The sequence below is a fragment of the Nocardia xishanensis NBRC 101358 genome, assembly GCF_001613365.1.
In the GTDB taxonomy this organism is placed as follows: domain Bacteria; phylum Actinomycetota; class Actinomycetes; order Mycobacteriales; family Mycobacteriaceae; genus Nocardia; species Nocardia xishanensis.
In genome coordinates this window covers 41,489-68,467 of record NZ_BDCF01000031.1, presented here as the reverse complement: position 1 = coordinate 68,467, position 26,979 = coordinate 41,489, and the positions used below count along the sequence as shown (strand labels likewise).

General features: G+C 68.6%; 26 protein-coding genes. 10 read left to right on the top strand and 16 right to left on the bottom strand.

What is annotated here, in order from left to right; translation table 11 throughout:
* Positions 1-3 precede the first annotated feature (3 nt).
* The 3 genes from uca (at position 4) to NX1_RS22775 (ending at position 6,804) form a co-directional block, all read left to right on the top strand.
* Positions 4-3,684, top strand: coding sequence for an urea carboxylase (uca, locus tag NX1_RS22785; protein ID WP_373864904.1), 3,681 nt, complete (start codon positions 4-6; stop codon positions 3,682-3,684).
* Positions 3,685-5,418 (top strand): allophanate hydrolase, encoded by a 1,734-nt coding sequence (gene atzF, locus NX1_RS22780; protein WP_068063082.1) that lies wholly within the window; start codon positions 3,685-3,687, stop codon positions 5,416-5,418.
* A gap of 150 nt (positions 5,419-5,568) precedes the next feature.
* Positions 5,569-6,804, top strand: a complete 1,236-nt coding sequence (locus NX1_RS22775; RefSeq protein WP_068063081.1) for an FAD-dependent monooxygenase — start codon at positions 5,569-5,571, stop codon at positions 6,802-6,804.
* On the opposite strand, the gene NX1_RS22770 is transcribed toward NX1_RS22775, so the two are convergent.
* The 9 genes from NX1_RS22770 to NX1_RS22735 all read right to left on the bottom strand — a co-directional run bounded on the left by NX1_RS22770 (position 6,780) and on the right by NX1_RS22735 (position 13,988).
* Entirely contained in the window at positions 6,780-7,484 is a 705-nt protein-coding gene (locus tag NX1_RS22770; protein ID WP_245668638.1) for an arsenate reductase ArsC, read from the bottom strand. The genes NX1_RS22775 and NX1_RS22770 overlap by 25 nt on opposite strands.
* A gap of 358 nt (positions 7,485-7,842) precedes the next feature.
* Positions 7,843-8,334, bottom strand: coding sequence for a hypothetical protein (locus NX1_RS22765; RefSeq protein WP_068063080.1), 492 nt, complete (start codon positions 8,332-8,334; stop codon positions 7,843-7,845).
* A 413-nt stretch (positions 8,335-8,747) separates the two neighbouring features.
* Positions 8,748-8,894, bottom strand: coding sequence for a hypothetical protein (locus tag NX1_RS36475; protein ID WP_157119958.1), 147 nt, complete (start codon positions 8,892-8,894; stop codon positions 8,748-8,750).
* Between the two features lie 174 nt (positions 8,895-9,068).
* Positions 9,069-10,559, bottom strand: a complete 1,491-nt coding sequence (locus tag NX1_RS22755) for a catalase (RefSeq protein ID WP_068063076.1) — start codon at positions 10,557-10,559, stop codon at positions 9,069-9,071.
* A 70-nt stretch (positions 10,560-10,629) separates the two neighbouring features.
* A complete protein-coding gene (locus NX1_RS22750) occupies positions 10,630-11,079 on the bottom strand; it encodes a Fur family transcriptional regulator (protein WP_068063069.1) in 450 nt (149 codons plus the stop codon).
* Positions 11,080-11,168: 89 nt separating this feature from the next.
* Positions 11,169-12,404 carry an NAD(P)/FAD-dependent oxidoreductase gene (locus tag NX1_RS22745; protein WP_068063068.1) on the bottom strand — a complete coding sequence of 412 codons (1,236 nt, stop codon included), beginning with the start codon at positions 12,402-12,404 and terminating at the stop codon, positions 11,169-11,171.
* Positions 12,401-12,586 (bottom strand): rubredoxin, encoded by a 186-nt coding sequence (locus NX1_RS22740; RefSeq protein ID WP_068063067.1) that lies wholly within the window; start codon positions 12,584-12,586, stop codon positions 12,401-12,403. The genes NX1_RS22745 and NX1_RS22740 overlap by 4 nt, the downstream gene beginning before the upstream one ends.
* Positions 12,583-12,771, bottom strand: a complete 189-nt coding sequence (locus tag NX1_RS35580; protein WP_084501679.1) for a rubredoxin — start codon at positions 12,769-12,771, stop codon at positions 12,583-12,585. The genes NX1_RS22740 and NX1_RS35580 overlap by 4 nt, the downstream gene beginning before the upstream one ends.
* Complete coding sequence (locus tag NX1_RS22735; protein ID WP_068063064.1) at positions 12,771-13,988, bottom strand: alkane 1-monooxygenase; 1,218 nt, start codon at positions 13,986-13,988, stop codon at positions 12,771-12,773. Before NX1_RS22735 ends, NX1_RS35580 begins: the two co-directional genes overlap by 1 nt.
* A 186-nt stretch (positions 13,989-14,174) precedes the next feature.
* Between NX1_RS22735 and NX1_RS22730 the strand changes: the two genes are divergently transcribed.
* A complete protein-coding gene (locus NX1_RS22730) occupies positions 14,175-14,792 on the top strand; it encodes a TetR/AcrR family transcriptional regulator (RefSeq protein ID WP_245668637.1) in 618 nt (205 codons plus the stop codon).
* 106 nt (positions 14,793-14,898) lie between these two features.
* Here the strand turns inward: NX1_RS22730 and NX1_RS22725 are convergent, their stop codons facing one another.
* Positions 14,899-15,951 (bottom strand): tetratricopeptide repeat protein, encoded by a 1,053-nt coding sequence (locus tag NX1_RS22725; protein WP_068063056.1) that lies wholly within the window; start codon positions 15,949-15,951, stop codon positions 14,899-14,901.
* 13 nt (positions 15,952-15,964) lie between these two features.
* Entirely contained in the window at positions 15,965-17,368 is a 1,404-nt protein-coding gene (locus NX1_RS22720; protein WP_068063053.1) for an ATP-binding protein, read from the bottom strand.
* Positions 17,369-17,727: 359 nt separating this feature from the next.
* Between NX1_RS22720 and NX1_RS22715 the strand changes: the two genes are divergently transcribed.
* Both NX1_RS22715 and NX1_RS22710 read left to right on the top strand, forming a co-directional pair.
* On the top strand, positions 17,728-18,996 hold the full coding sequence (locus tag NX1_RS22715; protein WP_068063051.1) for an APC family permease: 1,269 nt from the start codon (positions 17,728-17,730) through the stop codon (positions 18,994-18,996).
* 76 nt (positions 18,997-19,072) lie between these two features.
* Positions 19,073-20,431, top strand: a complete 1,359-nt coding sequence (locus NX1_RS22710; RefSeq protein WP_068063048.1) for a serine hydrolase domain-containing protein — start codon at positions 19,073-19,075, stop codon at positions 20,429-20,431.
* A gap of 46 nt (positions 20,432-20,477) precedes the next feature.
* On the opposite strand, the gene NX1_RS22705 is transcribed toward NX1_RS22710, so the two are convergent.
* From NX1_RS22705 to NX1_RS22695, 3 genes are all read right to left on the bottom strand, one after another.
* Positions 20,478-21,089 (bottom strand): hypothetical protein, encoded by a 612-nt coding sequence (locus tag NX1_RS22705; protein ID WP_068063046.1) that lies wholly within the window; start codon positions 21,087-21,089, stop codon positions 20,478-20,480.
* 119 nt (positions 21,090-21,208) lie between these two features.
* Positions 21,209-22,243 (bottom strand): aspartate-semialdehyde dehydrogenase, encoded by a 1,035-nt coding sequence (locus tag NX1_RS22700; RefSeq protein WP_068063042.1) that lies wholly within the window; start codon positions 22,241-22,243, stop codon positions 21,209-21,211.
* A gap of 77 nt (positions 22,244-22,320) precedes the next feature.
* Positions 22,321-23,586 carry an aspartate kinase gene (locus NX1_RS22695; protein ID WP_068063040.1) on the bottom strand — a complete coding sequence of 422 codons (1,266 nt, stop codon included), beginning with the start codon at positions 23,584-23,586 and terminating at the stop codon, positions 22,321-22,323.
* 165 nt (positions 23,587-23,751) lie between these two features.
* Between NX1_RS22695 and NX1_RS22690 the strand changes: the two genes are divergently transcribed.
* The gene (locus tag NX1_RS22690; protein WP_068063038.1) at positions 23,752-24,165 is read left to right on the top strand and encodes a secondary thiamine-phosphate synthase enzyme YjbQ; all 414 of its coding nucleotides are present in this window, start codon (positions 23,752-23,754) and stop codon (positions 24,163-24,165) included.
* 3 nt (positions 24,166-24,168) lie between these two features.
* Here the strand turns inward: NX1_RS22690 and NX1_RS22685 are convergent, their stop codons facing one another.
* Together NX1_RS22685 and NX1_RS22680 are read right to left on the bottom strand one after the other, a co-directional pair.
* Positions 24,169-24,744, bottom strand: a complete 576-nt coding sequence (locus tag NX1_RS22685) for a dihydrofolate reductase family protein (protein ID WP_068063037.1) — start codon at positions 24,742-24,744, stop codon at positions 24,169-24,171.
* Positions 24,745-24,780: 36 nt separating this feature from the next.
* Positions 24,781-25,356, bottom strand: a complete 576-nt coding sequence (locus NX1_RS22680) for a dihydrofolate reductase family protein (RefSeq protein WP_068063035.1) — start codon at positions 25,354-25,356, stop codon at positions 24,781-24,783.
* Positions 25,357-25,431: 75 nt separating this feature from the next.
* On the opposite strand from NX1_RS22680, the gene NX1_RS22675 reads away from it, so the two are divergent.
* The 3 genes from NX1_RS22675 (at position 25,432) to NX1_RS22665 (ending at position 26,973) form a co-directional block, all read left to right on the top strand.
* Positions 25,432-26,007, top strand: coding sequence for a TetR/AcrR family transcriptional regulator (locus NX1_RS22675; protein ID WP_068063033.1), 576 nt, complete (start codon positions 25,432-25,434; stop codon positions 26,005-26,007).
* Between the two features lie 59 nt (positions 26,008-26,066).
* Complete coding sequence (locus tag NX1_RS22670) at positions 26,067-26,252, top strand: DUF1918 domain-containing protein (RefSeq protein ID WP_068063027.1); 186 nt, start codon at positions 26,067-26,069, stop codon at positions 26,250-26,252.
* A 265-nt stretch (positions 26,253-26,517) separates the two neighbouring features.
* A complete protein-coding gene (locus tag NX1_RS22665) occupies positions 26,518-26,973 on the top strand; it encodes an SRPBCC family protein (RefSeq protein ID WP_068063025.1) in 456 nt (151 codons plus the stop codon).
* Positions 26,974-26,979: the final 6 nt, after the last annotated feature.

Sequence of the window (26,979 nt, the reverse complement as noted above, 5' to 3'; positions counted from 1 at the left end):
ACGGTGGATTTCGATACTGTGCTCGTCGCCAATCGCGGCGAGATCGCGGTCAGGGTGCTGCGCACCGCGAAAGCGCTCGGCCTGAAGACCGTCGCCGTCTACTCCGACGCGGACGCCGCCGCGCCGCATGTCGAATTCGCCGATGCCGCGGTGCGTCTCGGCTCGGCACAGGCCGCCGAGTCGTATCTGCGCGCCGACCTGGTGATCGAAGCGGCCTTGTCGACCGGCGCGGGCGCGATCCACCCCGGTTACGGATTCCTCTCGGAAAACGCCGATTTCGCGACGGCCGTGGCCGAAGCTGACATCGCGTTCGTCGGCCCTACACCGGCGCAGCTACGGATCTTCGGCGACAAGCACACCGCACGCGAGACCGCGAAACGAGTCGGCGTTCCGCTGATTCCCGGCAGCGGTCTGCTGGATTCGGCCGAGCACGCGGTGGCCGAGGCGGAGCGGATCGGCTTCCCGGTGATGCTCAAGGCGGTCGGCGGCGGTGGCGGCATCGGCATGCAGAGCTGTTTCACCGCGGACGAACTCCGCGCGGCCTACCTCCGGGTGCAGCGCCTGGCCGCGACGAACTTCTCGTCGACGGGAGTCTTCCTGGAGCGTTTCGTGGCGCGCGCCAGGCACGTCGAGGTGCAACTGTTCGGCGATGGCCACGGCCGGGTGGTCAGCCTCGGCACCAGGGACTGCTCGTTGCAGCGGCGCAACCAGAAGGTGATCGAGGAAGCGCCCGCGCCCGGTCTCGGCGCGGAGTTGACCGAAGAACTGCTCACCGCGTCCAGGCAGCTCGCCAGATCGGTCGGCTACCGCTCGGCGGGCACGGTGGAATTCGTCTACGACTCCGAGCGCGGCGCGGCCTCGTTCCTCGAGATGAACACCAGGCTCCAGGTGGAACACCCGGTGACCGAGGCGATCACCGGCGTCGACCTGGTCGAATGGATGCTTCGGCTGGCGGGCGGGGACGCCGGCATGCTGGACGGCTTGCCGGAAACCGGTCCGGCACAATCCGGCTGGGCCGTCGAGGCCCGGGTCTACGCCGAGGATCCCGGCCAGGACTACCGGCCGAGCGCCGGACTCGTCACGGCCGCCGAATTCCCCTCCGACGTGCGCGTCGACACCTGGGTCAGCACCGGCACCGAAGTCAGCCCGTACTACGACCCGCTGCTGGCCAAGGTGATCGTCGCGGCTCCTACCCGCGACGCCGCCTTGGACACCCTGGCCGACGCGCTCGCCGCGACCCGGATTCACGGCGTGCAGACGAACATCGCCCAATTGCGCGCTGCGGCAACGAATTCGCAGGTTCGCGCCGCGGCGCATGGAACCGGCACGTTGGCAGACATCCACCCCGCGGCAACGCGCATCGACGTGCTGCGCGGCGGAACCATGACGACCATCCAGGACCTGCCTGGCCGAATCGGCTTGTGGGAGGTAGGCATTCCGCCTTCGGGCCCGATGGACGACCTCTCGTTCACCGGCGCCAACACGGCCGTCGGCAATCCGCCGGGCCTGCCCGCGCTGGAGTGCACGCTCCAGGGCCCGCGCCTGCGCTTCGCCGCCGCCACGGTGATCTGCGTGACCGGCGCGCAAGCACCGATCACCATCGACGACGCCCGGGTGCCGATGTGGGAACCGATCACGGTCCCGGCGGGCGCGGTGCTCGACATCGGCGCACCCACCGACACCGGCCTGCGCACCTATCTCGCCGTGCGCGGCGGCCTCGACGCCCCGCTCTACCATGGCAGCGCCGCCACCTTCACCCTCGGCGGATTCGGCGGGATCACGGGCAAGGCCGTCGCGGCGGGCGATGTTCTGCACGTCGTCACCGGCGGTACGGGAGTGGGCCGATTCGCGGCAGCACCGGGCGAATCCACCGCGACGTCCGAACCAGCGGCGCCGCGAGGTGGACTAGCTGCGGATCTGAGCAAACCCAGCGCGACGCCGATGCGCCCTGAGTTCACTCACGACTGGGAGCTGGCCGTCGGCATCGGCCCGCAGACCGCGCCCGCCTATTTCACCGACGCGGACATGGCGCAGTTCGTGGCGCACCCGTGGCGGGTGGGCAGCCACGCCAACCGCACCGGCATCCGGCTGGAGGGCCCCAAGCCGACTTGGTCGCGGGCCGACGGTGGCGAGGCCGGACTGCATCCGTCGAACCTGCACGACAACCCCTACAGCGTCGGCGCGCTGAACGTCTCCGGCGACACCCCGATCCTGCTCGGCCCGGACGGACCGAGCCTCGGCGGTTTCGCCTGCCCGCTCACCGTGGTCTCGGCGCACCGATGGAAGCTCGGGCAGCTGCGTCCCGGCGACACGGTCCGGTTCGTGCCCGTCGAGGACGCCGAAGCCACCGCGCTGCGCCGCTCCGACGATCGGCGCGCGAAGGCGACTGTGTCCCGAGCCCGAGACGCCATCGGCGATCGCGGCGTCCTAGGCGCGGAGCCCGGCGATGCCGACCGGCCGCGGGTGACCTATCTGCGCGGCGGCGACGACAACATCCTCATCGAATACGGCGAGATGGTGCTGGATCTGGGTCTGCGCATGCGGGTGCACGCGCTCGCCGAGGCGCTGGCCGCGGCAGGCCTGCCAGGCATCGTCGACGTCACCCCAGGCGTGCGCTCACTGCACATCCACTTCGATCCGGACGTGCTCGCCCAGCACCGGCTGCTCGGCACGCTCGCCGAGCTGGAAGCCGAGCTACCAGCCACCCACGACCTAGTGGTGCCGAGCCGGACCATCCGGCTGCCGCTCTCGTTCGACGATCCCTCCATCGCCGAGGCGATCGACCGCTACCGCAGCGGCGTGCGCGACACAGCGCCGTGGCTGCCCTCGAACACCGAATTCATCAGGCGCATCAACGGACTCGACAGCGTCGAGCAGGTGCGTGACACGGTGTTCGACGCGGAATACCTGATACTCGGCCTCGGCGATGTGTATCTCGGTGCGCCGCTGGCCGTTCCGCTCGATCCGCGGCACCGCCTGGTGACCACCAAGTACAACCCGGCACGCACCTGGACGCCCGCGGACGCGGTCGGCATCGGCGGCAAGTACCTGTGCGTATACGGAATGGCCTCGCCCGGCGGTTATCAGCTGATCGGCCGCACCGTCCCGATCTGGTCCAGTTACCGGCAGGCCGCGCCCTTCGAACCGGGCACCCCGTGGTTGTTCCGGTTCTTCGACCGCATCGTCTGGGAGCCGGTGAGCCCCGAGGAACTGCTCGAACACCGCGCGGCGGCTGCCGCGGGCCGCTTCGACGCCGAGGTCGGCGAGGGCACCTTCGCACTCGCTGACCACCTGCGCTTGCTCACCGAAAACGCCGCCGCCATAGCGGAATTCGAGGAGCGACAGGCGGCCGCGTTCGAGGCGGAGAAGCGCGCGTGGCACGCGGCGGGCGAATTCGAGCGCACCGTGACCGCACCGGCCCCGCCGGAACCCGTCGCCGATCCGCTGGCCGGGCTGCCCGCCGGCGCGACCGTGGTGACGGCGCCGATGATCGGCAATGTGTGGCGCGTCGAGGTCGAGGAGGGCCAGCGACTCGACGCCGGTACGCCGGTCGCCATCCTGGAGGCGATGAAGCTCGAGCTACCCGTGCACAGCCCGGGTGCGGGCACGGTGCTCAGAGTGCTGACCGCACCGGGCGCCAAGGTGGCCCCGGGTACCCCGCTAGCAGTGATCGGAGTGGACTGAATGACCGCAGGCGTTCTAGGCACCACCGCCCATCGGGACTCACCCACCGCGCGGGTCGCGGCCGCCTATCGGCGCATCGCCGAGGTGGATCGCCCCGAGGTGTGGATCACGCTGCGACCCGAGCACGAAGCCGTCGCCGACGCGGCGGAGGTGGAGCGGCGGATTGCCGCGGGCGAGACGCTGCCGCTGGCCGGGCAGCTGGTCGCGGTCAAGGACAACATCGACGTGGCCGGCTTGCCCACCACCGCGGCGTGCCCCGAATTCGCTTATCCGGCAACGGTTACCGCGGCGGCCGTCGCACGACTGCAAGGGGCCGGGGCGATCGTGCTCGGCAAGACGAACCTGGACCAGTTCGCCACCGGTCTGGTCGGCACCAGGAGCCCGTACGGCGCGGTCCGGCACGCCGATCGTCCCGAGCTGATCTCCGGCGGCTCGTCTTCCGGTTCGGCGGTCGCGGTCGCGCTCGGACTCGTCGACATCGGCGTCGGCACCGACACCGCGGGGTCCGGGCGAGTGCCCGCGGCGCTGCACGGGATCGTCGGCATCAAAGCCACGCTGGGGATCATCCCCGCGCACGGCCTCGTCCCGGCCTGCGCCGACTACGACGCCGTCACGGTCTTCGCGAAGGATCTCGAAGGGGCGGTCGCCGCCGCGGCCATGATGGCGGGGCCCGATACGGGCGACCCGCGCAGCCGCGCCTGGCCCGCCGACGTGCGGTTCGCCGCACCGCGAACCCCTCGGGTCGGGGTGCCGCGCGCCGCCGATCTCGCCGTCCTGGCCGACGACTATCGCGATGCCTTCACCAGAACCGTTGCCGCCGTGTGCGATTCCGGCATCGAGACGGTCGAGCTGGACATCTCTCCACTGCTGGAGGCGGCCCGCCTGCTCTACGACGGCGCGATCGTCGCGGAACGCTACGCGGCGGTGGGCGAATTCCTGGCGACCCGTCCGGCGGGCGCCGATCCCACGGTGGCCGCCATCATCGGCGCGGCCGCGTCCACCACCGGTCCGGCATTCGCCGCCGACCTGGACGCGCTGACCCGTGCGCGCGCCGATGCGGCGGTGCTGCTGCGAGACTGCGACGCGCTCTTGCTTCCGACCACCACCGAGCACCCGAGTATCGCCGCGGTGCAGGCGGATCCGATCACCATCAACCGGCGCATGGGCGCCTACACCAACTTCTGCAACCTGCTGGACATGGCCGCCGTCGCGGTGCCGGGCGCACCGACAGCGGTGGGCGCTCCTTTCGGCGTGATGGTGGTGACGCCCGCCTTCGGCGATCAGGTCGCGATCGATATCGCCGCCCGCGTGAGCGGCCTCGAGCAAGCGCCGCTACTGGTCGGGGGCGGCGTGGAACTGGCCGTGTTCGGCGCGCACCTGCGCGGCCAGCCGCTGCACTGGCAGCTCGAGCGGATCGGCGCGCGGTTCGCCGGGGAAATCCGCACCAGCGATGCCTATCGGCTCACCGCTCTCGACACCGTGCCCGCCAAGCCGGGACTTGTCCGGCACGGCGCGGGGCTCGGCGCGCCGATTCTCGGCGAGTTGTTCACCGTCTCGCGCGCCGGGCTCGGCGGCTTCCTCGCGGAACTGCCCGCGCCCATGGCATTGACCAGCATCGAACTCGCCGACGGGCGATCCGTTATCGGTTTCGCCTGCACCTACGACGCGGCCTCGACCGCCGCCGACATCACCGAATTCGGCGGCTGGCAGGCGTATTTGAACGCCGCCAACTGATCGCGCGCGATGGCCCGGTAGCTCACCGCTACCGGGCCATCGACGTGTATACGCCCTGTTCGACGCAGTTTCAGACATTTGTACTAGACAAACGTGCAATCCCTCGGTTAGACATTTGTCTTAGACATCCGCTCTAACGAGGAACAGGCCATGAGCATCTCCACCAACTCGAACTCCCCCCGCGTGCTGATCAGCGGCGGCGGCATCGGAGGCAATGCCGTCGCGCTGCAACTGCTTCGCGCAGGCATCCAGACCACGGTCGTCGAGCGCGCCGCCGCCCCGCGCCCCGGCGGTCAGGCCGTCGACCTGCGCGGACCGAGCCGCGACGTCGCCGAGCGCATGGGCCTGATGCCCGGCATCAAGTCACGCCAGCTGGACGAGCGCGGCATGCTCTACGTCGACGACGAGGGCCGCGAGACCCTGCGCATGCCCGCCGAGTTGTTCGAGGGCAAGGGCGGCGTCGCCGAAATCGAGATCACCAGGGGCGATCTGAACGAGGTGCTGCTCGAGGCGCTGGCGAACGAGGGCGGGGTCGACTACCGCTACGGCGAGTGGATCACCGATGTGCGGCAGGACGCGGCAGGCGTCGAGGTCACCTTCGCCTCCGGCGCCGCCGAGCGCTTCGACATCCTCGTCGGCGCCGACGGATTGCACTCCGCGACCAGGCGATTGGTGTTCGGACCGGAGGAGGACTTCGCGACCTACCTCGGCGGCTACATGTCCTTCTTCACCATGCCGACCCCGGAAGGCACCGAGCCGCACTGGTTCTCGATGCACTCGCTGGTCGGCGCGACCGGCGTCGGAATGCGCCCGGACGCCGATCCGGCGACCTGCAAGGCCATCATCATGCTGCGCGCCGCCGCCGATCCGGCGCTGCGCCGCGATGTCCGAGCGCAGCAGCAGTTCATCAGAGAGCGCCTCACGGGTGGCGGCTGGCATTCGGCGACGATCAGCGCCGCGATGACCGAGGCCGACGACTTCTACTTCGACGAGTTGGCCCGCATCGACATGCCGAGCTGGGTCAGCGGCCGGGTCGCCCTGATCGGCGACGCCGGATACTGCGGTTCGCCGCTGACCGGGCAGGGCACCGCGATGGCGCTGGTGGGCGCTTACGTCTTGGCGGGTGAGATAGCCGCGCACGCAACCGATCCGGATCGCGCGCTGACCCGCTACGAGGAAGTGTTGCGCCCCTTCGTCGCCAAGGCGCAGGAGCTGCCGCCCGGCGGTCTGCGCTCGATGACCCCGAAGACCCGGTTCGGCATCCGCGTCGGACACGCGGTGTCCCGCTTGATGACGACCAAGGCGATGAAACCGCTGATGATGCGGATGCTCACCGCGACCGAGTCGTACGAACTCCCCGATTACCCGGCGCGGTCGGCCGCCTGAGCGCCACGATCGTCGTCCACCGGCACACCGAGTTCCTCGAGCAGGCGCTCGACCCGGCGGCGGACGTCGTCGCGAATAGGCCGCACCAGTTCGAGTTCCAATCCGGCCGGGTCTTCGATGATCCACTCCAGGTAGCGCGGACCCGGCACCAACGGACAGATGTCTCCGCAGCCCATCGTGACGATGACGTCGGCGGCGCGAATGATCTCGTCCGTCCACGGTTTCGGGTATTCGCCCGCGATGTCGATGCCGGTCTCGGCCATCGCGCCGACCGCGGCGGGATTGAGCTGCAAGCTCGGCTCAGAGCCGCCCGACCAGGCCACTGCCCGCCCGCGAGCGAGATGCGTGAAGAAGCCGAGCGCCATCTGCGAGCGGCCCGCGTTGTGGGTACACAGGAACAAGACGGTCGGACGTGGTTGCGCCACTTTGCCTTCCAGCTTCGCCCTGGCTTCCAGCCGCTGCCGGGCGAACTTCTCCCCGAGGATCGGCAGGTACAGCGTCACCGTGGCTCGTGCGGCGAATTCCTCGTAAGACGAAAATAGATAAGCGACAATGGTTTCCGGCGTGAACATGGTGGCGAACTCGGCGAGCAGCCGCTTTTCGGCGGCGCTCAACTGTGTCTCGTGATCCAGGGCCAGCAGGCGATAGGCAGGCCCGGTCGGCATGACCGATCGTTCCATCCATCCAGCGTGACAGCCGCACGTTCGACGCCGCAAACGAACTTACCGTGAACGTGATTCACCGATGTGACCAACGATGGGGCGGGCCGGTTACCCCTCGTGAACCGGCCCGCCCTTACCTTCGGGCGGGACTCCTGGCCTGCGACCGGACGGTTACCTTCGGCAGGGGGCGATCCTCCTTCGCCCGCCAGCTCCAGGAAGAGCCATCGATGGCGCCGCCGGAGGGATCCGGCCGGGTCGGTCACCCCTCGTTGGACCGACCCGGACGGTTCATCCCCGGGGCGCGACCTGTCACCCCTCGTGGACAGGTCGCACCCGGTTCCCACCCCCGGTGGTGGCTTGTCCCCCCTTCCCCCGGTTACTGGCAGTACTCGAAGGTGCCGAGTACGGTGCGGCCGTCCTTGATCAGGTAGCCGGTAGCGGCGAGATCGGTGCTGGCCACCGGGTTCTCCCCGTCCGGCGCCAGCCACTCGACCTGCTGCACGACCTGGTAGGCGTTCGGGTCGTTGCGCAGCACCTTGACCTTGGTGTCGTCCATTTCGGCGGGCTTGGTGTCGGTGGACTTGCCCTTCTTCCATTCCCCCGCGCCGGCCAGCGTGTGCTGGGCGGCGTCATAGACGACGGTGCGGTAGCGGATCTGCTGGTGCTCGCCGGGGCGGTAGCCTGGCTGGGCGTAGACGACAGGGGCGGCGATCTCGATCTCGATCCGGTCGTCCTTGTGGGTGCAGGTGGCCTGGCCGGTGAGCGCGACACCGGGAAGGCCGGTGTCCGCCATTGCGGCGCCCGCGCCGAACACCAGGGCGGCGGTGGTCGTCGAGAGAGCGAGGGCGGTGGTCAGCTTGCCGATCATCGTCTGTGCGTCCTTCGTCAGGTCCGTGGTTCCGGTCGATCCGGTGTTGTCACAAACAATGCGGCCAGCGTCTTGGCGCGCCCTTAAGAACACCTTGCATGGACGAATCCGCAGGTAGATCGCCGTTCGCTAACACTTCCCCGCCGCGCGAGCGATGATGGAAGCGGTGTGATCGACGATTGGAGCGACGATGGAAACCGTGGTGGTCTGGATCCTTGCCACGCTGCTGTACTGGTGGGGTCTGCTGTAGTGAGAAGAGCGCCTGGCCGCGTGCTCGGCCAGGCCGACCTCGGGATCGATCCGCCGTCCTACGGCGAACCGGAGCACTTTCTCGTGCTCGTCATACCGACTCTCCGATGACCGAAACGACCGCGCCCCCGGCCTTTTCGGCCGGGGGCGTACTTATCGTTCGTTCAGCGAGATGATTCGGCGGCCAGCGCCTCGATGGCCTCGCCCGCTTCCGCGTCCGCGCCGAGCGCCGTGCGTTCGCGCAGCAAGACCAGCGAGAGCGCGGCGGCGGCGAGCACCGAGCAGGCGGCCACGACGAAGGTGGTCGACATCCCGGAGGTGAAGGCCGCCCGCGCGGCGGCGGCCAGCCCACTGTCGTCGGTGGCGGCGCTGATGACCAGCGCGGCGGCGGCGTGCTCGCCGGGCTTCGCATCCGTGCGGGGGAACGCGAAAAGGTGCGCACCGATAGCCGGTGCGCACCTTTGTCGTGCCCGTGTCGTCGCGGATCAGCCCTGGGCGGGCGGCGGGGTCGAGCCGTTGCCGTTCAGACCGGCGCGGACGCCCTCCTCGACGCGCTTGCCGAGATCGGCGTCGACGTTCTTCCAGTACTCGAAGACCCGCGACAGCACCGGCTCACGGACGCCGCCGAGCACGTGCCCGACGATGTTGTCCACCAACCGGTCCCGCTGGTCGTCGTTCAGCACCTCGCGGACGAGGGTGCCGGCCTGGGTGAAATCGCCGTCCTCCGCGTGCGGGACGTAGCCCGCGCGCACGATGACCGGGTCGAAGTCCCAGATGCCGCCGTCGGGCGCGCGCTCCGGCTCGGCGTGCGGGCCGCCGAACGAATTCGGCGCGTACACAGGCACACTCGGGTCGTTGTAGTGGTACCGCATGGCGCCCTCCTTGGAGTAGGAGTTCACCTCCGCGGCCCGCGCCTGGTTCGGCGGCAGCTGCGCGTAGTTGGTCCCGATGCGGTAGCGGTGCGCGTCCGCGTAGGCGAACACGCGGCCGAGCAGCATCTTGTCCGGCGAGAAGCCGATGCCGGGAACGACATTCGACGGCTCGAAGGCGGCCTGCTCGATGTCGACGAAGTAGTTCGCCGGGTTCCGGTTCAGGGTCCACTTGCCGACCTCGATCAACGGGTAGTCCTTGTGCGACCACACCTTGGTCAGGTCGAACGGGTTGAAGCGGTAGCCCTCCGCCTCGGTGACCGGCATCACCTGCACGTACACCGTCCAGCTCGGGAACTCGCCGCGCTCGATCGCCTCCCACAGGTCCTTGCGGTGGTAATCGGCGTCGGCGCCCGCGATCCGGTCGGCCTCGACCTGGGTCAGGAACTCGATGCCCTGGTCGGTCTTGAAGTGGTATTTCACCCAGAAGCGCTCACCGGCGGCATTGATCCACTGGTAGGTGTGCGAGCCGTAACCGTTCATGTGCCGGTAGGTCTTCGGGATGCCGCGATCACCCATCAGCCAGGTCACCTGGTGCGCGGTCTCCGGACGCAGGGTCCAGAAGTCCCACTGCATGTTGTGATCGCGAAGGCCGTTGCCCGGCAACCGCTTCTGCGACCGGATGAAGTCGGGGAACTTGATCGGGTCCTTGATGAAGAAGATCGGGGTGTTGTTGCCGACGAGGTCGTAGTTGCCGTCCTCGGTGTAGAACTTCACCGCGAAACCGCGCGGGTCACGCCAGGTGTCGGGGCTGCCCTGCTCGCCCGCGACGGTGGAGAACCGGACCAGCGATTCGGTGCGCGCGCCGGGCTGGAACAGCTTGGCCTTGGTGTACTGGCTGACGTCGTTGGTGACGACCAGCTCACCGTAGGCGCCCGCGCCCTTGGCGTGCACGATCCGCTCCGGAATCCGTTCCCGGTTGAACTGGGCGAGCTTCTCGATCAGGTAGTGGTCGTGCAGTAGGATAGGGCCCTGCGTACCGGCGGTGAGCGATTCGTCGTCGCTTTCGACGGGCGTTCCGGTGTTCGTCGTTGTCGGCTTGGTCATTCGAAGCCTCCTTCACGGCTGAGCGAAGTCCCCGGGAACGGGCTGACCCGGGCTGTCGAGTGAGCGGGGATCAATCCACCCCGTCCGGGCGCCGCTCGGGCGAGCGGCAGGTCGGGCACAGGCCCCAGAACACGACCTCGGCTTCGTCCACCACGAATCCGTGATCGTTCAGCGGTTCCAGGCACGGGGCACTGCCGACGACACAATCCACGTCGACGACCGTGCCGCAGTTCCGGCACACCAGGTGGTGGTGGTTGTCGCCGATCCGGGTCTCGTACCGCGCGGGCGAGCCCGCGGGCTCGATACGCCGCAGAATCCCGGCCCGGACGCAGGCGTGCAGCACGTCGTAGACGGCTTGCGTCGACACCGAGCCCAGGGTCTCCCGAACCGTGGCGGCCACCAGATCGGCGTCCGAATGCGGACGGGCGGCGACCGCGTTCAGCACCGCGACCCGGGGTGCGGTTACCCGCAGGCCCGCGGAGCGCAGCCAGGCGCAAGGGTCGGCGTCGTTGGTGTGCATGAACCCATGATGGAAGCTTTTCTGGAATTAGTCAAGAAAATGATCTCTTCCAGAGTTTCCGTGACGGCCCGCCCGGCGCGACGGAAGGGTCAGCCCTGCGCGGCGCCGACGCGGTGACGGGAGACGAGTTCGGCCAGGTCGAGCGATTCGTCGGACCACGCGACGAGGTCGAGAACCGCGCCGTGACCGATCAGCTCGCGCGCCGCGCGAATATCCGATGGCCTGGCGATGGCGACCGCGCCGACCAGGCGACGACGGCGCAGGGCGAGGACGGTGAAGTTCGGCTCGGCGAGCGTGCCTCGCAGCACGAAATCGTCGTCGTGCCGCAGCCGGCCCGCGAATTGCAGGTTGAGCCCGTACTGGGTGGACCAGCCCCACGAGACATCCTGGCGGGCAACCGGTTTGCCGAGCATCGCCCGCGCGGCGGCCGCACCCTGCGACAGCGCGCTGTTCCAGTGCTCGGTGCGTTCGTGCGCCCCGAGGTCGGGGTCGAACCGATTGGCCACGTCGCCCGCCGCGTAGACCTCCGGGGCGGAGGTGCGGTAGCGCTCGTCGACGAGGATGCCGTTGTCTACGGACAGCCCGGCGGACTCGGCGAGTTCGGTGTCGGGAACCGAGCCGATGGCGATCAGCGCCACGCCCGCCGCCCACGTCCTGCCGTCGCGCGCGGTCGCGGTGACGCCGTCCTCGTGGCCTTCCAGGCGGGTCAGCGTCACCTCGTCCAGGATCTCGACGCCGTTGTCGGCGTGCAGCTTTCGATAAAACGAGCCGACCGAGGGCGGGGCGACGCGGTCGAGCGGCGCCGATCCGGCGTGCACGACGGTCACTTCGGCGCCGAGCGACCGCGCGGTCGCCGCGACCTCGCAACCGATCAGGCCACCGCCGACGATCAACAGCGATTTGCCCGCGTCGATGGCCGCGCGCAGCGGCCCGACATCGGCGGCCCCGCGCAGCGTGTGCACATTGCGCTGCGGCGCGGGCAGGCTGCGGGCGCGCGCGCCGGTCGCCAGCAACAAGCGGTCGTAGCCGAGCGCCTCGCCGCCCGCAAGCCGCACCCGCCCGAGCTCGGTGTCGACGTCCTCCACCGTGACGCCGGTGCGCAGCTCGATGTCCTTGTCGCGCCACGACTCCGCGGATTCGAGCAGCGCCCTTCGCTCGACCGCGACGCCCGCCAGCATTTCCTTCGAGACCATGGGACGCCGGTACGGCGGGCCGTCCTCAGCCCCGACCAGCACGATGCGTCCCGAATATCCTTCCGCACGAAGGGTCTTGGCCGCGGTGGCGCCCGCGACTCCCGCGCCGACGATCACGATCCGTTCGGTCATGCGCGACTGACCTCGACCATCTCGAAATCCGCTTTGGCCGCGCCGCAATCGGGGCAGGACCAGTCGTCGGGGATGGCGTCCCACCGGGTGCCCGGCTCGATGCCGTCCTCCGGCCAGCCGAGCGCTTCGTCGTACTCGAAGCCGCACTGCACGCATCGGAAAAGCTTGTAATCGGGGTTCATCGTTCACGTCCTGCCGTAGTGATGGAATCGTTTTCGAAGTCGGGCTTTTCTCTGACGCCGCAATCGGGGCAGCACCAGTCGACTGGCACCGCGGACCACGGCGCGCCTGGGGGAAAGCCCTCGCGGGGCGCGCCCGCGACCTCGTCGTAGGCGTAATCGCAGACGGGACAGCGGTAGACGGCCATCACCGCACCCCGTACTTCGCCAGCACTTGCTCCCGCTTGCTCGGCTGGATGTTCACCCGGGTGATGTCACCGTCGTAGTGCGCGAGCACCCGGTGATCCATCACCTTGCGCCACAGCGGCGGCAGATAGGCCAGGCCGATCATGCTGGCGTAACCGCTCGGCAGGTTCGGCGCGCCGTCCATACTGCGCAGGGTCTGATAGCGCCGGGTCGGGTTGGCGTGATGATCGCTGTGCCGTTGCAGGTGGTACAGGAAGATATTGGTGACGATGTGGTCGGAGTTCCAGCTGTGCTCCGGCGTGCACCGCTCGTAGCGGCCCGCCGCGGTCCGCTGTCGCAGCAGGCCGTAGTGCTCCAGGTAGTTCACTGTCTCGAGCAGCGAGAAGCCGTAGACCGCCTGAATGATCAGGTACGGCAGCACGACCGGGCCGAACACCGCGGCCAGCGCGCCCCACAGCACCACCGACATCAGCCAGGCGTTGAGCACATCGTTGTGAATGGTCCACGGGCTCTTGCCCATTCGTTGCAATCGGGTCTTCTCCAGTTCCCAGGACGAGCGCAGGCTGCCCCACACGCTGCGCGGCAAGAAGGCCCAGAACGTCTCGGCGAAACGCGCGCTGGCCGGGTCCTCCGGTGTCGCGACCCGCACGTGGTGGCCGCGGTTGTGCTCGATGTAGAAGTGGCCGTAGAACGTCTGGGCGAGGGTGATCTTGGACAGCCAGCGCTCCAACTCGTCCTTCTTGTGGCCCAGTTCGTGCGCGGTGTTGATGCCGACGCCACCCATCGTGCCGATGCTCAGCGCGAGACCGATCTTCGAGATCAGGCCCAAGCCGCCGTCGATACCGAGCCAGGTCAGGTCCGTCGCTGTCCACAGGTAGCAGGCGAACACCAGGCTCATCAGTTGCAGCGGGATGTAGGCGTAGGTGCAGTACCGGTAGTACTTGTCGTTCTCCAGCCGCTCCATCACCTCTTCGGGCGGGTTCTGCCCGTCGGGCCCGAAGAAGCGGTCCAGGATCGGCAGCAGCACGTAGACCAGTAACGGGCCGATCCACCACCACACCGGCGACAGCTGTTGCAGGCCGAGTTCGTTGAACACCCAGACCAGCCAGGTCGCGAGCAGCACGGCGGTGGGCGCAACCAGGCCGAACAGCCACAGATAGCGCTTCCGGTCGCGCCATTGCAGCGCCTGCGCGGGCGCATCGGTTCGGGATGTCGTCATTCTCGATCTCCTCGGGGACTTGCGAGCGGGCCGGGCGGTGGCCGGAAGCACCAGGACCGGTAAGCGCTCGCGCCTTCGATGTGGTGTGGAGCACTTTACAAACTAGCTCTCTTGTCCAATTGGAATACACATTACCGGCGAGTGTCAATAGCTCGGACAAATCGTGCCGCTGTGTACGATGAAGGCGTGCCTGAAGCGCCGAGTTTTCACACCCGGATGCGCTTACTGCTCCGCGAGCGCGTCATCGAGACCGCACGCGAACTCGTGTGCACCGAGGGCTGGGGCGCGGTGAACATGTCGCGCGTGGCCAAGGAGGTCGGCGTCAGCCGCCCGGTCCTCTACAAGGAGGTCGGCACCAAACAGGACCTCGCCGACCTGGTCATCCGGCACGAGCTGGAGACCTTCCTGGTCGGCATCGACGACAGCCTGGCCGGACATCCCGGCGACGTGATCGCGGGCTTGACCGCGGCTGTCGACTACACGCTGCGGGCCGCCTCCGACAACGCACTGCTCAAAGCAGTGCTGTCCGGGCGCTCGAGCGCCAACGCCGAGCTGCTGCCGACGCTGATGACCGATCCGGAGCCGGTTCTCGGCCGGGCGCTCGGCGCGGTCGGCGCGGCGGTGCGAGCGCGGTACGAGCTGGCCGACCTGTCCGAGGACGAGCTCGGGGCGCGCACGGAGACCGTCATCCGGCTCACCCTCAGTCACCTCTTCCAACCGCTGGGCCCGGTCGAGCGAGCGGTCGCGCAGGTCGCCGCGGCGCTGCGCGCGCTGTTCGCGCCGATCGGAGCTCCGGCTACCTGACGAAGCGCGATCCGTCCGCTCGACGGGTCGGCTATGCGTCGGTCGCCGAACACCCCGGACTATCACCGGCCGGGCCGAGCACATGCACGCGGACGCAGCCCGCCGCTCAGGGCAAGTGCGGCGGCAGCGTCACCCGTGGCGGCGCCGTCACCGGCGGCGTGCGGAACGGCGCATGCGGCGGTGTGAGGCCCGGCCATGGGCGCAGCGTCGGCGGATAAAGCCCGGTCGGCAGATAGGGCGGAGCGACGGGCGTCGGAAAATACCGCGACGGCAATGGGCGCGGCGGAGGCGGTTCGGACGGTGCGCTCGCCCCGGTGAAAATAAGGCGCAGCACCACGATGGCGCCGAACACCAACGCCATCCAGACCCGCCAGTTCGAGCGCGGCGTCTCCGGCAGGTACCGCACCTCCGGCGGTGGCGGCATGTGCGTGAACACCGGTTCCGGCTCGCGGCGGGCCTCGGCTTCGACGGCGGCAAGAGTCGCGCGCACGAAGTCGGCGCGGCTCGGATCCCACTGCGCGACAAGGCGCAAGCCGCGCTCACCCGCTTCCAGATCCCCGCGATCCAGGTCGAGCAGCGCGAGCTCCTGGGTGGCGTCGACGTGCTCGGGTTGCAGCCGAAGCGCCTCGCGCAGCGCCGCTTCCGCGCCCGGCACGGAAATCCCGCCGCGACGCAGGATCGAACCGCGGACGCGGTGTAGATCGGCGTGGTCGGGATCGATTTCGATGGCACGGTCGATGGTCGCCAGCGCGGCGGCCGGGTCCGTCGCCGACTGGACCCCCGCGAGCAGGCGCAGGTTCTCGACATACTCCGGGTCGAGTTCCGCGCTGCGGGTGGCCGCGGCCAGCGCGCGGTCGTAATGCCGTTTCCGCTCGGCGGAATCGTGCTCGGCCAGGTGCGCCAGCTCCTGTTCGGCCAGCGCCAGCACGCGCAGTGCGGATTGATAGTCGGGGAAGGCGGCCAGCGCGGCAGCGCTGTAGCCAACGGACTTCTCGTACTCACCGGTGCGAAACCAGGCGTATCCCATCAACATCAGCGCGTCGGCATTGTCGGGATCGGCGGCGAGCACCGCGCCGAGCTTCGCCCGCGCCGCGTCGATCCGGCCGAGGTCGATCAGTACCTTGGCCCGTGCGACCTCGTCGTGCGCGAAAGTAGTCATGCGCCCGGCTTTGTCAGCGCATCTTCATTCGCTTCATGTACAGCGCGAGTTCGTCGTAGCTGCCGTCGCCGTTGGCGAACTCGACCACGTTGCGAGCGGATTCGAACCACGCGCCCGCGCTCGGCTTGATCTGCGCCATCGCGGCCTCCAGATCCGCCATGCCGATCGGGCGGACGGTGCCGGTGCGGATCGATTCCGCCATGGCCAGCTGGGTGGCCGAGGTACAGACGTGCGCCAGGTCGGCGCCCGAGAAACCCTCCGTGCGCGCGGCGATCGCGCCGAGGTCGACGCCCGCCACCGGACGCTCGCGCAGGTGGTAGCGCAGGATCGACTTGCGCGCGGCGGGATCCGGCAGCGCGACCAGGATCATCCGGTCGAAGCGTCCCGGCCTGCGCAGCGCGACGTCGATGTCCCAGGGATGGTTGGTCGCGCCGAGGATGTAGACGCCCTCGTTGTCGACGGTGGCCGAATCCATCTCGTTCAGCAGCTGATTCACCACCGTGCGCATGGTCGCCGAGCCGGACATCTGGCTGCGCTTGTGGCCGAGCGCGTCCACCTCGTCCAGGAACAGCACGCACGGCGCGTTGCGGCGGGCCACCTCGAACACGCTGTGCAGGTTGCGTTCGCTGGCGCCGGTGTAGATGTCGAGGATGTCGGCGATCTCGATCGGGTAGAAATTCGCGCCGAGCTCGCCCGCCACGGCGGAGGCGATGAAAGTCTTGCCGCAGCCGGGCGGCCCGTACAGCAGCAGACCGCCGCGCGCCGAGGTGCCGAACGCCTTGGCCAGCTCCGGGTTGCGCAGCGGGCCGAGCAGGGTGAGGTCGAGCTGACGCTTGACCTCTTCCATGCCGCCGACGTCGGCCAGCGTCACCCGCGTGCGGGAGAAGAGTCCGGCATCGGAGGCGGCAGCGTATTCCGTTGGGCCCGAGTCGATGAAGGCGGGGGCGATGATGTCGGAGACCTGATCCTCGGCCGCCGCCCAGTCGTAGTCCGCGGCAGGCGTTTCGCGCTCCGGCGAGGGCGCGGGCTCGACGTCCGGCGTGGCGCCATCGGGAGGCGGGACGGCGGGCGATGTTTCGGCATGTGACGCAGCGCGGTCGGAAGGCGTGCCGGCAGAGGACGTTTCGGCATGTGACGTGGCGCCGTCGGACGGCGTGACAGCGGCCGACCTTTCGGCATGCGACGCAGTCGCGTCGGGTGCACCGCCGCCCGCGAGCGCGGCGGTGCACTGCTGGAGCAACTCGACTGCGCGCGCGTTGCCGGGCTCCTGGCTCAGCGCAGCGCCGCACTGAGCGAGAGCGTCGGCGTGGCGGCCGCGCTCGGCGAGCAGTTCGATCACGCGCAATCGCAGGGCGAGCACGTCAGGGCTGCGGTCCAGCGCGGCAAGCATTTCGACCAGCACCGGATCATCGGTCACGGCAGTCCCCCGTTCGACACACGAATACCCCGACGATCCTAAACGGTTACCGTCCGGAAACATCGCGTCGTGCGAACACCCGATGCCGCGCGCCACACGTGATGCACACCACAATTCGGCGCCGGAATAGTTCCGTCTCCGACCCCGTTGAAGCTCACTGTCGGCGTCCGGACAGCCCCGGGCCGCACCCTTCGTCGCTTCGAGCGACCACCCGCCGAGAGGCGCTTGTGGGACGTCGACACCCGATCCGTGGCGCTGGCGTGGCGTCCGGTGACTCAGCGGCGCCGCCAGGTTACCCCCCGACCTGGCGGCGTTTCGCGTAACGCGCGCCGTTCACCTGGACGGTCCAAGATGCTGCTATGTCCTCGCACGACCCGGCCTCACAAGATTCGGCCTCGCAGGATCCGGCACTGCACCGCAGGCTCGGGCTCACCGACTCGGTGCTGATCGGTCTCGGCTCGATGATCGGCGCCGGGATCTTCGCCGCGCTCGCACCGGCGGCCGGGGCCGCGGGCTCGTGGCTGCTGCTCGCGCTGGCAATCGCTTCGCTGCTCGCCTACTGCAACGCGATGTCGTCGGCCCGGCTGGCCGCGCGCTATCCGGTCTCGGGCGGCACTTACGTATACGGCCGGGAACGGCTCGGCCCGTTCTGGGGGTACCTGGCCGGGTGGGCGTTCGTCGTCGGCAAGACGGCCTCGTGCGCCGCGATGGCGCTGACCGTCGGCCACTACGCGTGGCCCGAGCAGTCCCGAGCGGTCGCGGTCGCGGCGGTGCTGATCATCACCGCGATCAACTACACCGGCGTGCAGAAGTCCGCGCTGGCCACCCGGATCATCGTGGCGATCGTGCTCACCGTACTCGCGATGGTGGCGGTGGCCGGTTTCTCCGGCACGCACACCGCCGCGACCGTCTTGCCGGACCGGATCGGACCGCGCGACGTGCTGGAAGCGGCCGGGCTGCTGTTCTTCGCGTTCGCCGGATACGCGCGCATCGCCACCCTCGGCGAGGAAGTGCGCGAGCCGAGACGCACCATTCCGCGCGCGATCATGCTCGCGCTGGCCGTCGCGCTCGTGGTCTACGCCGTGGTCGCGGCCGCCGCGCTGGCGGTGCTCGGCTCGGCCGGGCTCGCCTCGGCGACCGATCCGCTGGCCAGGGTCGTCGCCGAGGCGGGCGCTCCGGCGCTTGCGCCGGTGGTTCGGGTCGGCGCGGTGGTCGCGGCGGCGGGCTCGCTGCTCGCGCTCGTCCTCGGCGTCTCGCGCACGACGCTGGCCATGGCCCGCGACCGGTATCTGCCGCACGCGCTCGCCGCCGTGCATCCCCGCTTCGGCGTGCCGCACCGGGCCGAGCTGGTCGTCGGCGCGGTGGTCGCCGTGGTCGCGGCGAGCTTCGATCTGCGTGCGGCCATTGGCTTCTCGTCGTTCACCGTGCTGGTCTACTACCTCGTCGCCAATGTCTCGGCCGGCACGCTCACCGCGGCGGAGGACCGGCCTGCCCGCTGGATTCCGGTGGTGGGAGCGTCCGGATGCGTGGTCGTCGCGGTCGCGCTGCCGTTGGGGTCGGTGCTGGTCGGAGCCGCGGTTCTCGCGCTCGGCGCCGCGCTCTACGCGGTGACTCGCCGGGCACGCTGAGCCTCCGCGATTTTCGTGGCGCGCGCCACCGCCTGTTGCCCGGTCCATGCGGGTCCGGCGCGATAGCCTCATGCCCATGGGGCGTTTCTGTGGTTTCCTCGCTGGAATCGCGGCGATGTCGCTTGTCGCGGGAAGCCTCTTCGGCGCGACCGCGCACGCGGCTCCAGCCGCCACCACGAAACAGGCTCGCTGCGAGGTCAGCTCCGGCCGGGAAGCGCAGCGCGCCGCGCCGGCTCGAGCCGGATTCGACGCCGAGCTGCTCGACGCCGCACTGGAGTTCGCCAGTCACCGAAATCGCCTCAATATCCAGGTCTTTCGGCACAACTGCCTGGTCGGCGAGGGACCGAACAATGCGAAGACCGACAACGTCGCGTGGAATGTCTGGAGCGTGACCAAGAGCGTGGTCTCGGTGCTCGCGGGCATCGCTTGGGACCGTGGCCTGCTCGACCTGGACGCCCCGATCGACAAGTACCTTCCCCCTGGCCTCGGCGACGCGGCACACCGCGCCATCCGGGTCGAGGATCTGCTCACCGAAACATCCGGCATGACAGTCGGCGTAGTCACCGAGGGCATCACGGGTGTGGTCCCCATCGATCCGCACAGCGCGGTGCAGGCGCTCGCTGTGCCGCTGGACAATCCACCCGGCACCGTCTTCAGCTACAGCCAGCGCAACGTCGACTTGCTGACGTTCGTCATCGAACTGGCCATCGGCGAGCCGCTTCAGCAGTTCGCGCAGCGGGAGCTGTTCGACCCGCTCGGCATTCTCCGCGGCGACTACTACTGGGCCAAGGATCGCGCCGGAAACACCTACGGCTACGCGCATCTGATGATCCCGCCGAACGATCTCGCCAAGCTCGGCCTGTTGGTGAGCAACGAAGGCCGCTGGGGCGCAGACCAACTCGTATCCGAAGAGTATCTCCGGATGGCGTTGACGCCGTCGCAGGCGAACCCGTGCTACGGCTACCTCTTCTGGCTGGGCCCGGACTGCGCGGAATCGCCCTCGTTCATGCCGCCCGACATGTACATGATGGCCGGGCTCGGTTTGCAGAACGTTTTCGTGCTGCCCTCGCTCGATCTGATGGTGATGTGGACCGGCGTCTTCGGCAACGTCAGCAGCTACGGTTTCTCCGGCATCCTGCAGAACACCGACGAACTGCCGTACGAGTTCTTCCGCATGCTCTTCGCCGCCATGCCCGAGAATCCCGTCCCCGATCCCGGGCCGTACATCGAGCCGCCGATTCGGTTGGACCCGCGCCGACTCGTCGACCCGAACCTTTTGCTCGCGGTCTTCGGCATCGGGCCGGCCACCTACCCAGGCTGCAATGTCTTCTCCTGCTTGAACTACCCGCTCGCGCCCCCGTTCGCGGATATCGCCCCCGGCTGCTTCATCGTCGTCTGCCTCGGGCACGATCCACGCACCCCCGGCATCCACTGACCGCCGCCCCAAACCATCCGTACGTCGGCTGTCACGTGCCGGGTTCTCACCACATGTCGATGAGCAGTCCCCAGCGGCGGGTATCGGCTTCGTGGACCACCTCGCCCCAATCGCGAAGCAAGCGTTCGAAGACCGCGGGAGTGGTGATGCGGTGGCGGTTCGCGGTTTCGCGGTCGAGATGTGGATGCAGATCGGGAATGCGCGTGGCGATGCGGCCCCACAGGTCGGCCAAGGTGGCCAGGTGCGCCGGCGAGTGAGCGAGCCACGCGGTGGGACGGATGGTGTCGCTGTGCCCGCTCCAAGGCTGGTGGGCGGCGGGTTCGACAGGCAGGTCGGCGCCGTAGAGGCCGCGCAGGAACAGGTCGGTGTCGGCGATCAGCGTGGCCGTCTCGGGCGGAGCGTCCCACGGCACGAAGAGGCGGGCGTCGCGCCACACCGCCTCGAATTCGGAGTGCAGCGCGGCGGAACTGTAGGCGTGGAAACGGTACTCCGCGATCCAGCGCTCGGTGCGGTCCAGCCAGCGCAGGCCGATCGGATAGAGCTGGCGATGATCCTCGTCGGGCCACTCCAGGTCGGCGAACCGTCGCGTCGCCCGTTCCGACACCGTCCGCGCCAGGCGCGGCCAGTCCGCGATGTGCACGGCGACATAGGAACCCACCGGTCACACCTCTCCACGCCGGACTCGCTTACCGAAGCGATTGTGCCAGCGCTTGATACGGCAAGCGGGCCGACCCGATCCAGTGGCGGATCGAATCGGCCCGATTGGGACGAAACGGCTCAGCGGTCGCTGAGCAGCACCTCGGCGATCTGAATGGTGTTCAGCGCCGCGCCCTTGCGCAGGTTGTCGCCGGAGACGAACAGCGCTAGACCGCGACCGTCGGGCACGCCGGGATCCTGGCGGATGCGGCCGACGAGCGACTCGTCGGCGCCTGCGGCCTGCAACGGCGTCGGCACATCGACCAGCTTCACGCCGGGCGCGTCGGACAGCAGTTCCTTGGCCCGCGCCACCGAAAGCGGGTTGGCGAACTCGGCGTTGATGGACAGCGAGTGGCCGGTGAAGACCGGAACCCGCACGCAGGTGCCGCTCACCAGAAGCTCGGGGAGGCCGAGGATCTTGCGGCTCTCGTTGCGCAGCTTCTGGTCCTCGTCGGTCTCGCCGGACTCGTCGTCGACCAGCGAACCGGCCAGCGGGATCACGTCGAAGGCGATCGGCGCGACGTACTTGTTCGGCGCGGGAAACGTCACGGCGCTGCCGTCGTGCACCAGCTTCTCGGCGTCGTCGATCACCGCGCGCACCTGCGAGGCCAGCTCGTCGACGCCTGCCAGACCGGAACCGGATACCGCCTGGTAGCTGGAGACGACCAGCCTGGTCAGGCCCGCCTCGTCGTGCAGCGGCTTGAGCACCGGCATCGCGGCCATGGTGGTGCAGTTCGGGTTGGCGATGATGCCCTTGACCAGGTTGCGGGTCTGCTCCGGGTTGACCTCGCTGACCACGAGCGGGACCTCGGGGTCCTTGCGCCAGGCCGACGAGTTGTCGATGACGGTGACGCCCGCCGCCGCGAATCGCGGCGCCTGCACCCTGGACATGGTGGCGCCCGCCGAGAACAGCGCGATGTCGAGGCCGGAGGGGTCCGCCGTCTCGGCGTCCTCCACCACGACCTCGCCGCCGCGCCACGGCAGCGTCTTGCCCGCCGAGCGCGCGGACGCGAAGAATCGCACCTCGTCGGCCGGGAAGTCGCGCTCCTCCAGCAGCTTCCGCATGACGGCGCCGACCTGTCCGGTCGCGCCGACGACTCCTACTCGAATACCCATGTCAGCGTCCTTTCGACATGATCGGGAGCCCTGCGTGGTTACGCTGCGCTGCCGCCTCCGGGCTTGACCCGATCATGTCAGCGCCCCGTTCCTGCGTGCACCACGGCCACCTCGTCGCCGCCGAGATCGAAGGCGCGGTGCAGCACCTTCACGGCGTCGTCCAGCTCGGTGTCCTTGACCAGGACCGAGATCCGGATCTCGGAGGTGGAGATCAGGTCGATGTTGATGCCGGCGTCGGCGAGCGCCTCGCAGAACGTCGCGGTGACGCCGGGGTGGCTCTTCATGCCCGCGCCGACCAGCGACACCTTGCCGATGTGGTCGTCGTAGAGCACCTGGGAGAAGCCGATCTCGCCCTGGCGCTTGGTCAGCATCTCGACGGCGCGCGCGCCCTCGGTCTTGGGCAGTGTGAACGTGATGTCGGTCTTGCCGGTCTCCACCTTGGAGATGTTCTGCAGGACCATGTCGATGTTGATCTCGGCGTCGGCGATGGCGCGGAACACCTTGGCGGCGAATCCCGGCTCGTCCGACAGCCCGACCACGGTCACCTTGGCCTCGCTGCGGTCGTGCGCGACGCCAGTGAGGATTGCTTTCTCCAAGGGGATGTCCTCCATCGATCCGTAAACGTAGGTGCCCTGCTTGTCGGTGTAGGACGAGCGCACATGCACGGGCACGTTGTAGCGGCGCGCGTACTCGACGCAGCGCAGCATCAGCACTTTGGAGCCGCAGGCCGCCATCTCGAGCATCTCCTCGTAGGAGACCTGCTCGAGCCGCTGCGCGTCGGAGACGATCCGCGGGTCGGCGGTGAAGACACCGTCCACATCGGTGTAGATCTCGCAGACGTCGGCATCCAGCGCCGCGGCCAGCGCGACGGCGGTGGTGTCGGAGCCGCCGCGACCGAGCGTGGTGACGTCCTTGCTGTCCTGGCTCACGCCCTGGAACCCGGCGACCAGCACGATGGTGCCCCCGTCGAGCGCCTCGCGCACGCGGCTCGGGCTGACGTCGATGATCTTCGCGTTGCCGTGCGCGCCGGTGGTGATGACACCCGCCTGCGAGCCGGTGAACGAGCGGGCCTCCGCGCCGAGTGAGTGGATCGCCATCGCGACCAGGGCGTTGGAGATGCGCTCGCCCGAGGTGAGCAGCATGTCCATCTCGCGGGCGGGCGGCGCCGGCGCCACTTGTTGGGCGAGATCGAGGAGTTCGTCGGTCGTGTCGCCCATCGCCGAGCAGACGACCACCACGTCGTGGCCTTGCTTCTTGGTCTCGACGATCCGTTCAGCGACGCGCCGGATACGCTCGGCGGTAGCGACCGAGGATCCTCCGTACTTCTGAACAACGAGAGCCACGACTGGGTCCTCCAAGATCGACAATCGGCTGGTAACAGCCCCCAAGACTACCGGCCGCCGTCCACCGGATTCGTCGCTACCTCCCCGAGCTGTGCAAAAGCACACATACGCAAGAACTCTCGAATGGTCGACCACCTCGCCCACGCGACCGGTCATGATGGGGCCATGAAGAGCTCACTGATCGCGGTCACGACGGGGCGGCGCGAGGTGGTGCACGACCTCACGCCGCAGTGCGCGGAGTTCGCCGCCACGGCGGGCGGAGACGGGCTGCTGCACGTCTTCGTGCCGCACGCGACGGCCGGTATCGCCATCATCGAACTGGGCGCGGGCAGCGACGACGACCTGCTCGCCGCACTCGGCGATCTGCTGCCCGCCGACGACAGGTGGCGGCACGCGCACGGCTCGCGCGGGCACGGGCGCTCGCACGTGATGCCCGCGATGATCCCGCCCCACGCCACGGTGCCGGTCATCGGCGGGAAGCTGATGCTCGGCACCTGGCAGTCGATCGCCATGGTCGACCTCAACGTGGACAACCCGGAACGACAGGTCAGGCTGTCGTTCCTCGCCGACGCGGGCTGAGCGTCACGCCCTGGCCAGCCAGGTGACCTGGGTGCCGTTGTCGAACCCCTGACGCCGGGCCGGGGTGAACAGCGTCGGCCGGAACGGCCCGTCGAACGCGCGGACACCCGCACCGGCCGTGACGGGATAGCTCTTGACGACGAGCTCGTCGATCTCATCGATGAGCGCGCCCGCGAGCTTGCCGCCGCCGGCCAGCCAGATGTCCATGCCGTCCTCCTGCTTCAACCGGCGGACCAGACCCACCGCGTCGCCGTCGACCAGCTCGACTGTGGGGTCGTCGATCCGCCCGAGCGTGCCGGATACGACATACTGCCGCATATGCGAGTAGGGGCTGGTGATGCCGACGGCCAAGGCGGGTTCGTAGGTGCCGCGACCCATCACCAGGGTGTCGAACTTCTGGCACGGCGCGTCGGCCGCGAGACCGAAATGCGGACGCGCGTGCGTCGGCAGGGTCTCCGGATACTCGGCGGCGAGCCATCCGGCGAAGTCCGGGGCCACGGGTAGGAAGTCGATCTCGCCGTCCGGACCGGCGATATAGCCGTCCAGGGACATGCCGACGAAGTACACGAGCTTTCGCATGAAGTTTCTCCTTATCGATGCGCGGGGCGGGTGGGATCAGGCGGCGGTGAACCAGGTGACCTGGGCGCCGTTGTCGAAGGCCCTGCGCTGAGTGGGGACGAAGCCGGTCGGACGGAACGCACCGGAGAAGGCGGCGATGCCGTCGCCCGCGACCACCGGGTAGCTCTTGATGATCAGTTCATCGATCTCGCCGAGCAGCACGCCGGCGAGTTTGCCGCCGCCGCACAGCCAGATGTCGCCGCCCGGCTCGCCCTTCAGACGGCGGACCAGTTCGACGGGATCGGACTCGACGATCGTGACGGCCGGGTCGTCGACGTGGCCGAGCGTCGTGGACACCACGTACTGCTTCAGATGGGCGTACGGGTTGGTCACGCCCGCGGAGAGCGCTGGCTCGTAGGTGCCGCGGCCCATCAGCACGGTGTCGAAGCGTTTGTTGGGCTCGTCCTGCGACATGCCCTGCTGCGAGCGCAGGAAGGACGGGACGAACTCCGGATATTGCGCGTTGATCGCGGCCATCATCTCGGCGTCGACCGGGTAGAAGTCGTACTGCCCCGCCGGACCCGCGATGTAGCCGTCGAGAGAAACCGCCACGTAGTACACAAGCTTTCGCATTCCAAGACCGCCCATCGCGTTGTACTCTGTCTGTAGTGATTTGAACTGTAGTACTACGAATGGAGTGGTGTCAAGATGCGGACCAACCCGGAGCGGCGGCAGGCGCTCATCGACGCGGCGATAGAGGTACTCGCCGACGAGGGCGCGCGCGGACTCACCTTCCGCGCGGTGGACAAACGGGGCGCCGTGCCAGCGGGAACGGCCTCGAATTACTTCTCCAGCCGCGACGACCTGTTCACCCAGGTGGGCAGCAGGTTCTACGAGAGGCTGCAACCGAGCGCGGAGACGATGGCCAAGGTGACCGAAGGGCCGCGCACCCGCGCCAACATCACCGAACTGATGAAAGAGGTCGTCGCGCGGATCGAGGCGTTCCGGACCGGCTATCTCGCGATGCTCGAACTGCGCCTCGAGGCGACCCGAAGGCCGGAGCTGCGCGCGGTGCTCACCGAGCGGGTGCGCGAGGACCTCGACTTCAACGTGCGCAACCACCTGGAATCCGGCCAACCCGGCGACGCCGACACCGTCCGCCTGCTCTACCTGGCGCTGAACTGGCTGATCGTGGACCGGCTGACGCTGCCGGACATGTTCACCGAGGAACAGAGCGCGCATCTCATCGAGACCGCGGTGGAAAGACTCGTCCAGAACGCTTGACATTTCGCGAATTCGCCGGAACCTTGTGACTCCCGTCACGCCCATTCGATAATGGACCGATGGAGGCGAACGTTGGAGACCGACTGCTCGTGCACGGACACGTGGTGGGGGAAGGTGATCGCCACGGTGAGATCGTCGAGGTCCGCGGACCCGAAGGCTCGCCGCCCTACGTCGTCCGCTTCACCGATGGGCACGAATCCCTGGTTTATCCCGGCCCTGACGCGGTGATCGAGCACATCAAGTGATCGCGCGGCGCCTCGCCCCGTCGAGGCGCCGAAGCCGCACCGCCCGCCGAGGCGATGGGTCAGCCCACCGAACCCGGCGGGCGGCTGACCCGACCATCGCGCAGCCCCACCGTCGGCGATCATCCGGCCGGCGCAAAAAATCGTTCCCCGCCCCCACAAATGCCTACTGGCCAGTAGCTTTTGCACCATAGACCTCGTTGTTGACGGATCGGAAGAGCGCTGTGCAGAATCGGCGAGTCGATCCACCGGGGGGCGGAGGTATTGCATGCGCACGAAAACCGATATCCGCTTCACCGTCGAGGCAAGTCCGGCCCACGTTCTCGACGCTCTAGCGGCAATCGAAATGCTCCCGGAATGGTCGATGTACCAGGACGCGCGCGTGGCGACCCGCGACGAATCCGGCCGGCCGCACCGCGTTTACGTGACCGCCGACGTGCTCGGCAGTTCCGATTTACAGGTGCTGGAATACGAATGGACGAAGAACCGGTCGTCATGGACGGTGGTGGACAGCTCCCGCGGCATCGGCGGCGGCGGCTGGTTCGAGGTCACCGAGGACGCGAACGGTACCAATGTCTGGTACCACTCGGAGTTGTCCTCCCGGCTCCCACTGCCCGGCTTGCTGATGAAGCGCACCGTGCAACGCTGGAATGAAACGGTGGTGCAGAACTTCATCGAATTCGCGGAAAGCTACGGAGAATCCGAGAGTTTTCATTCCGTATAGCGATCG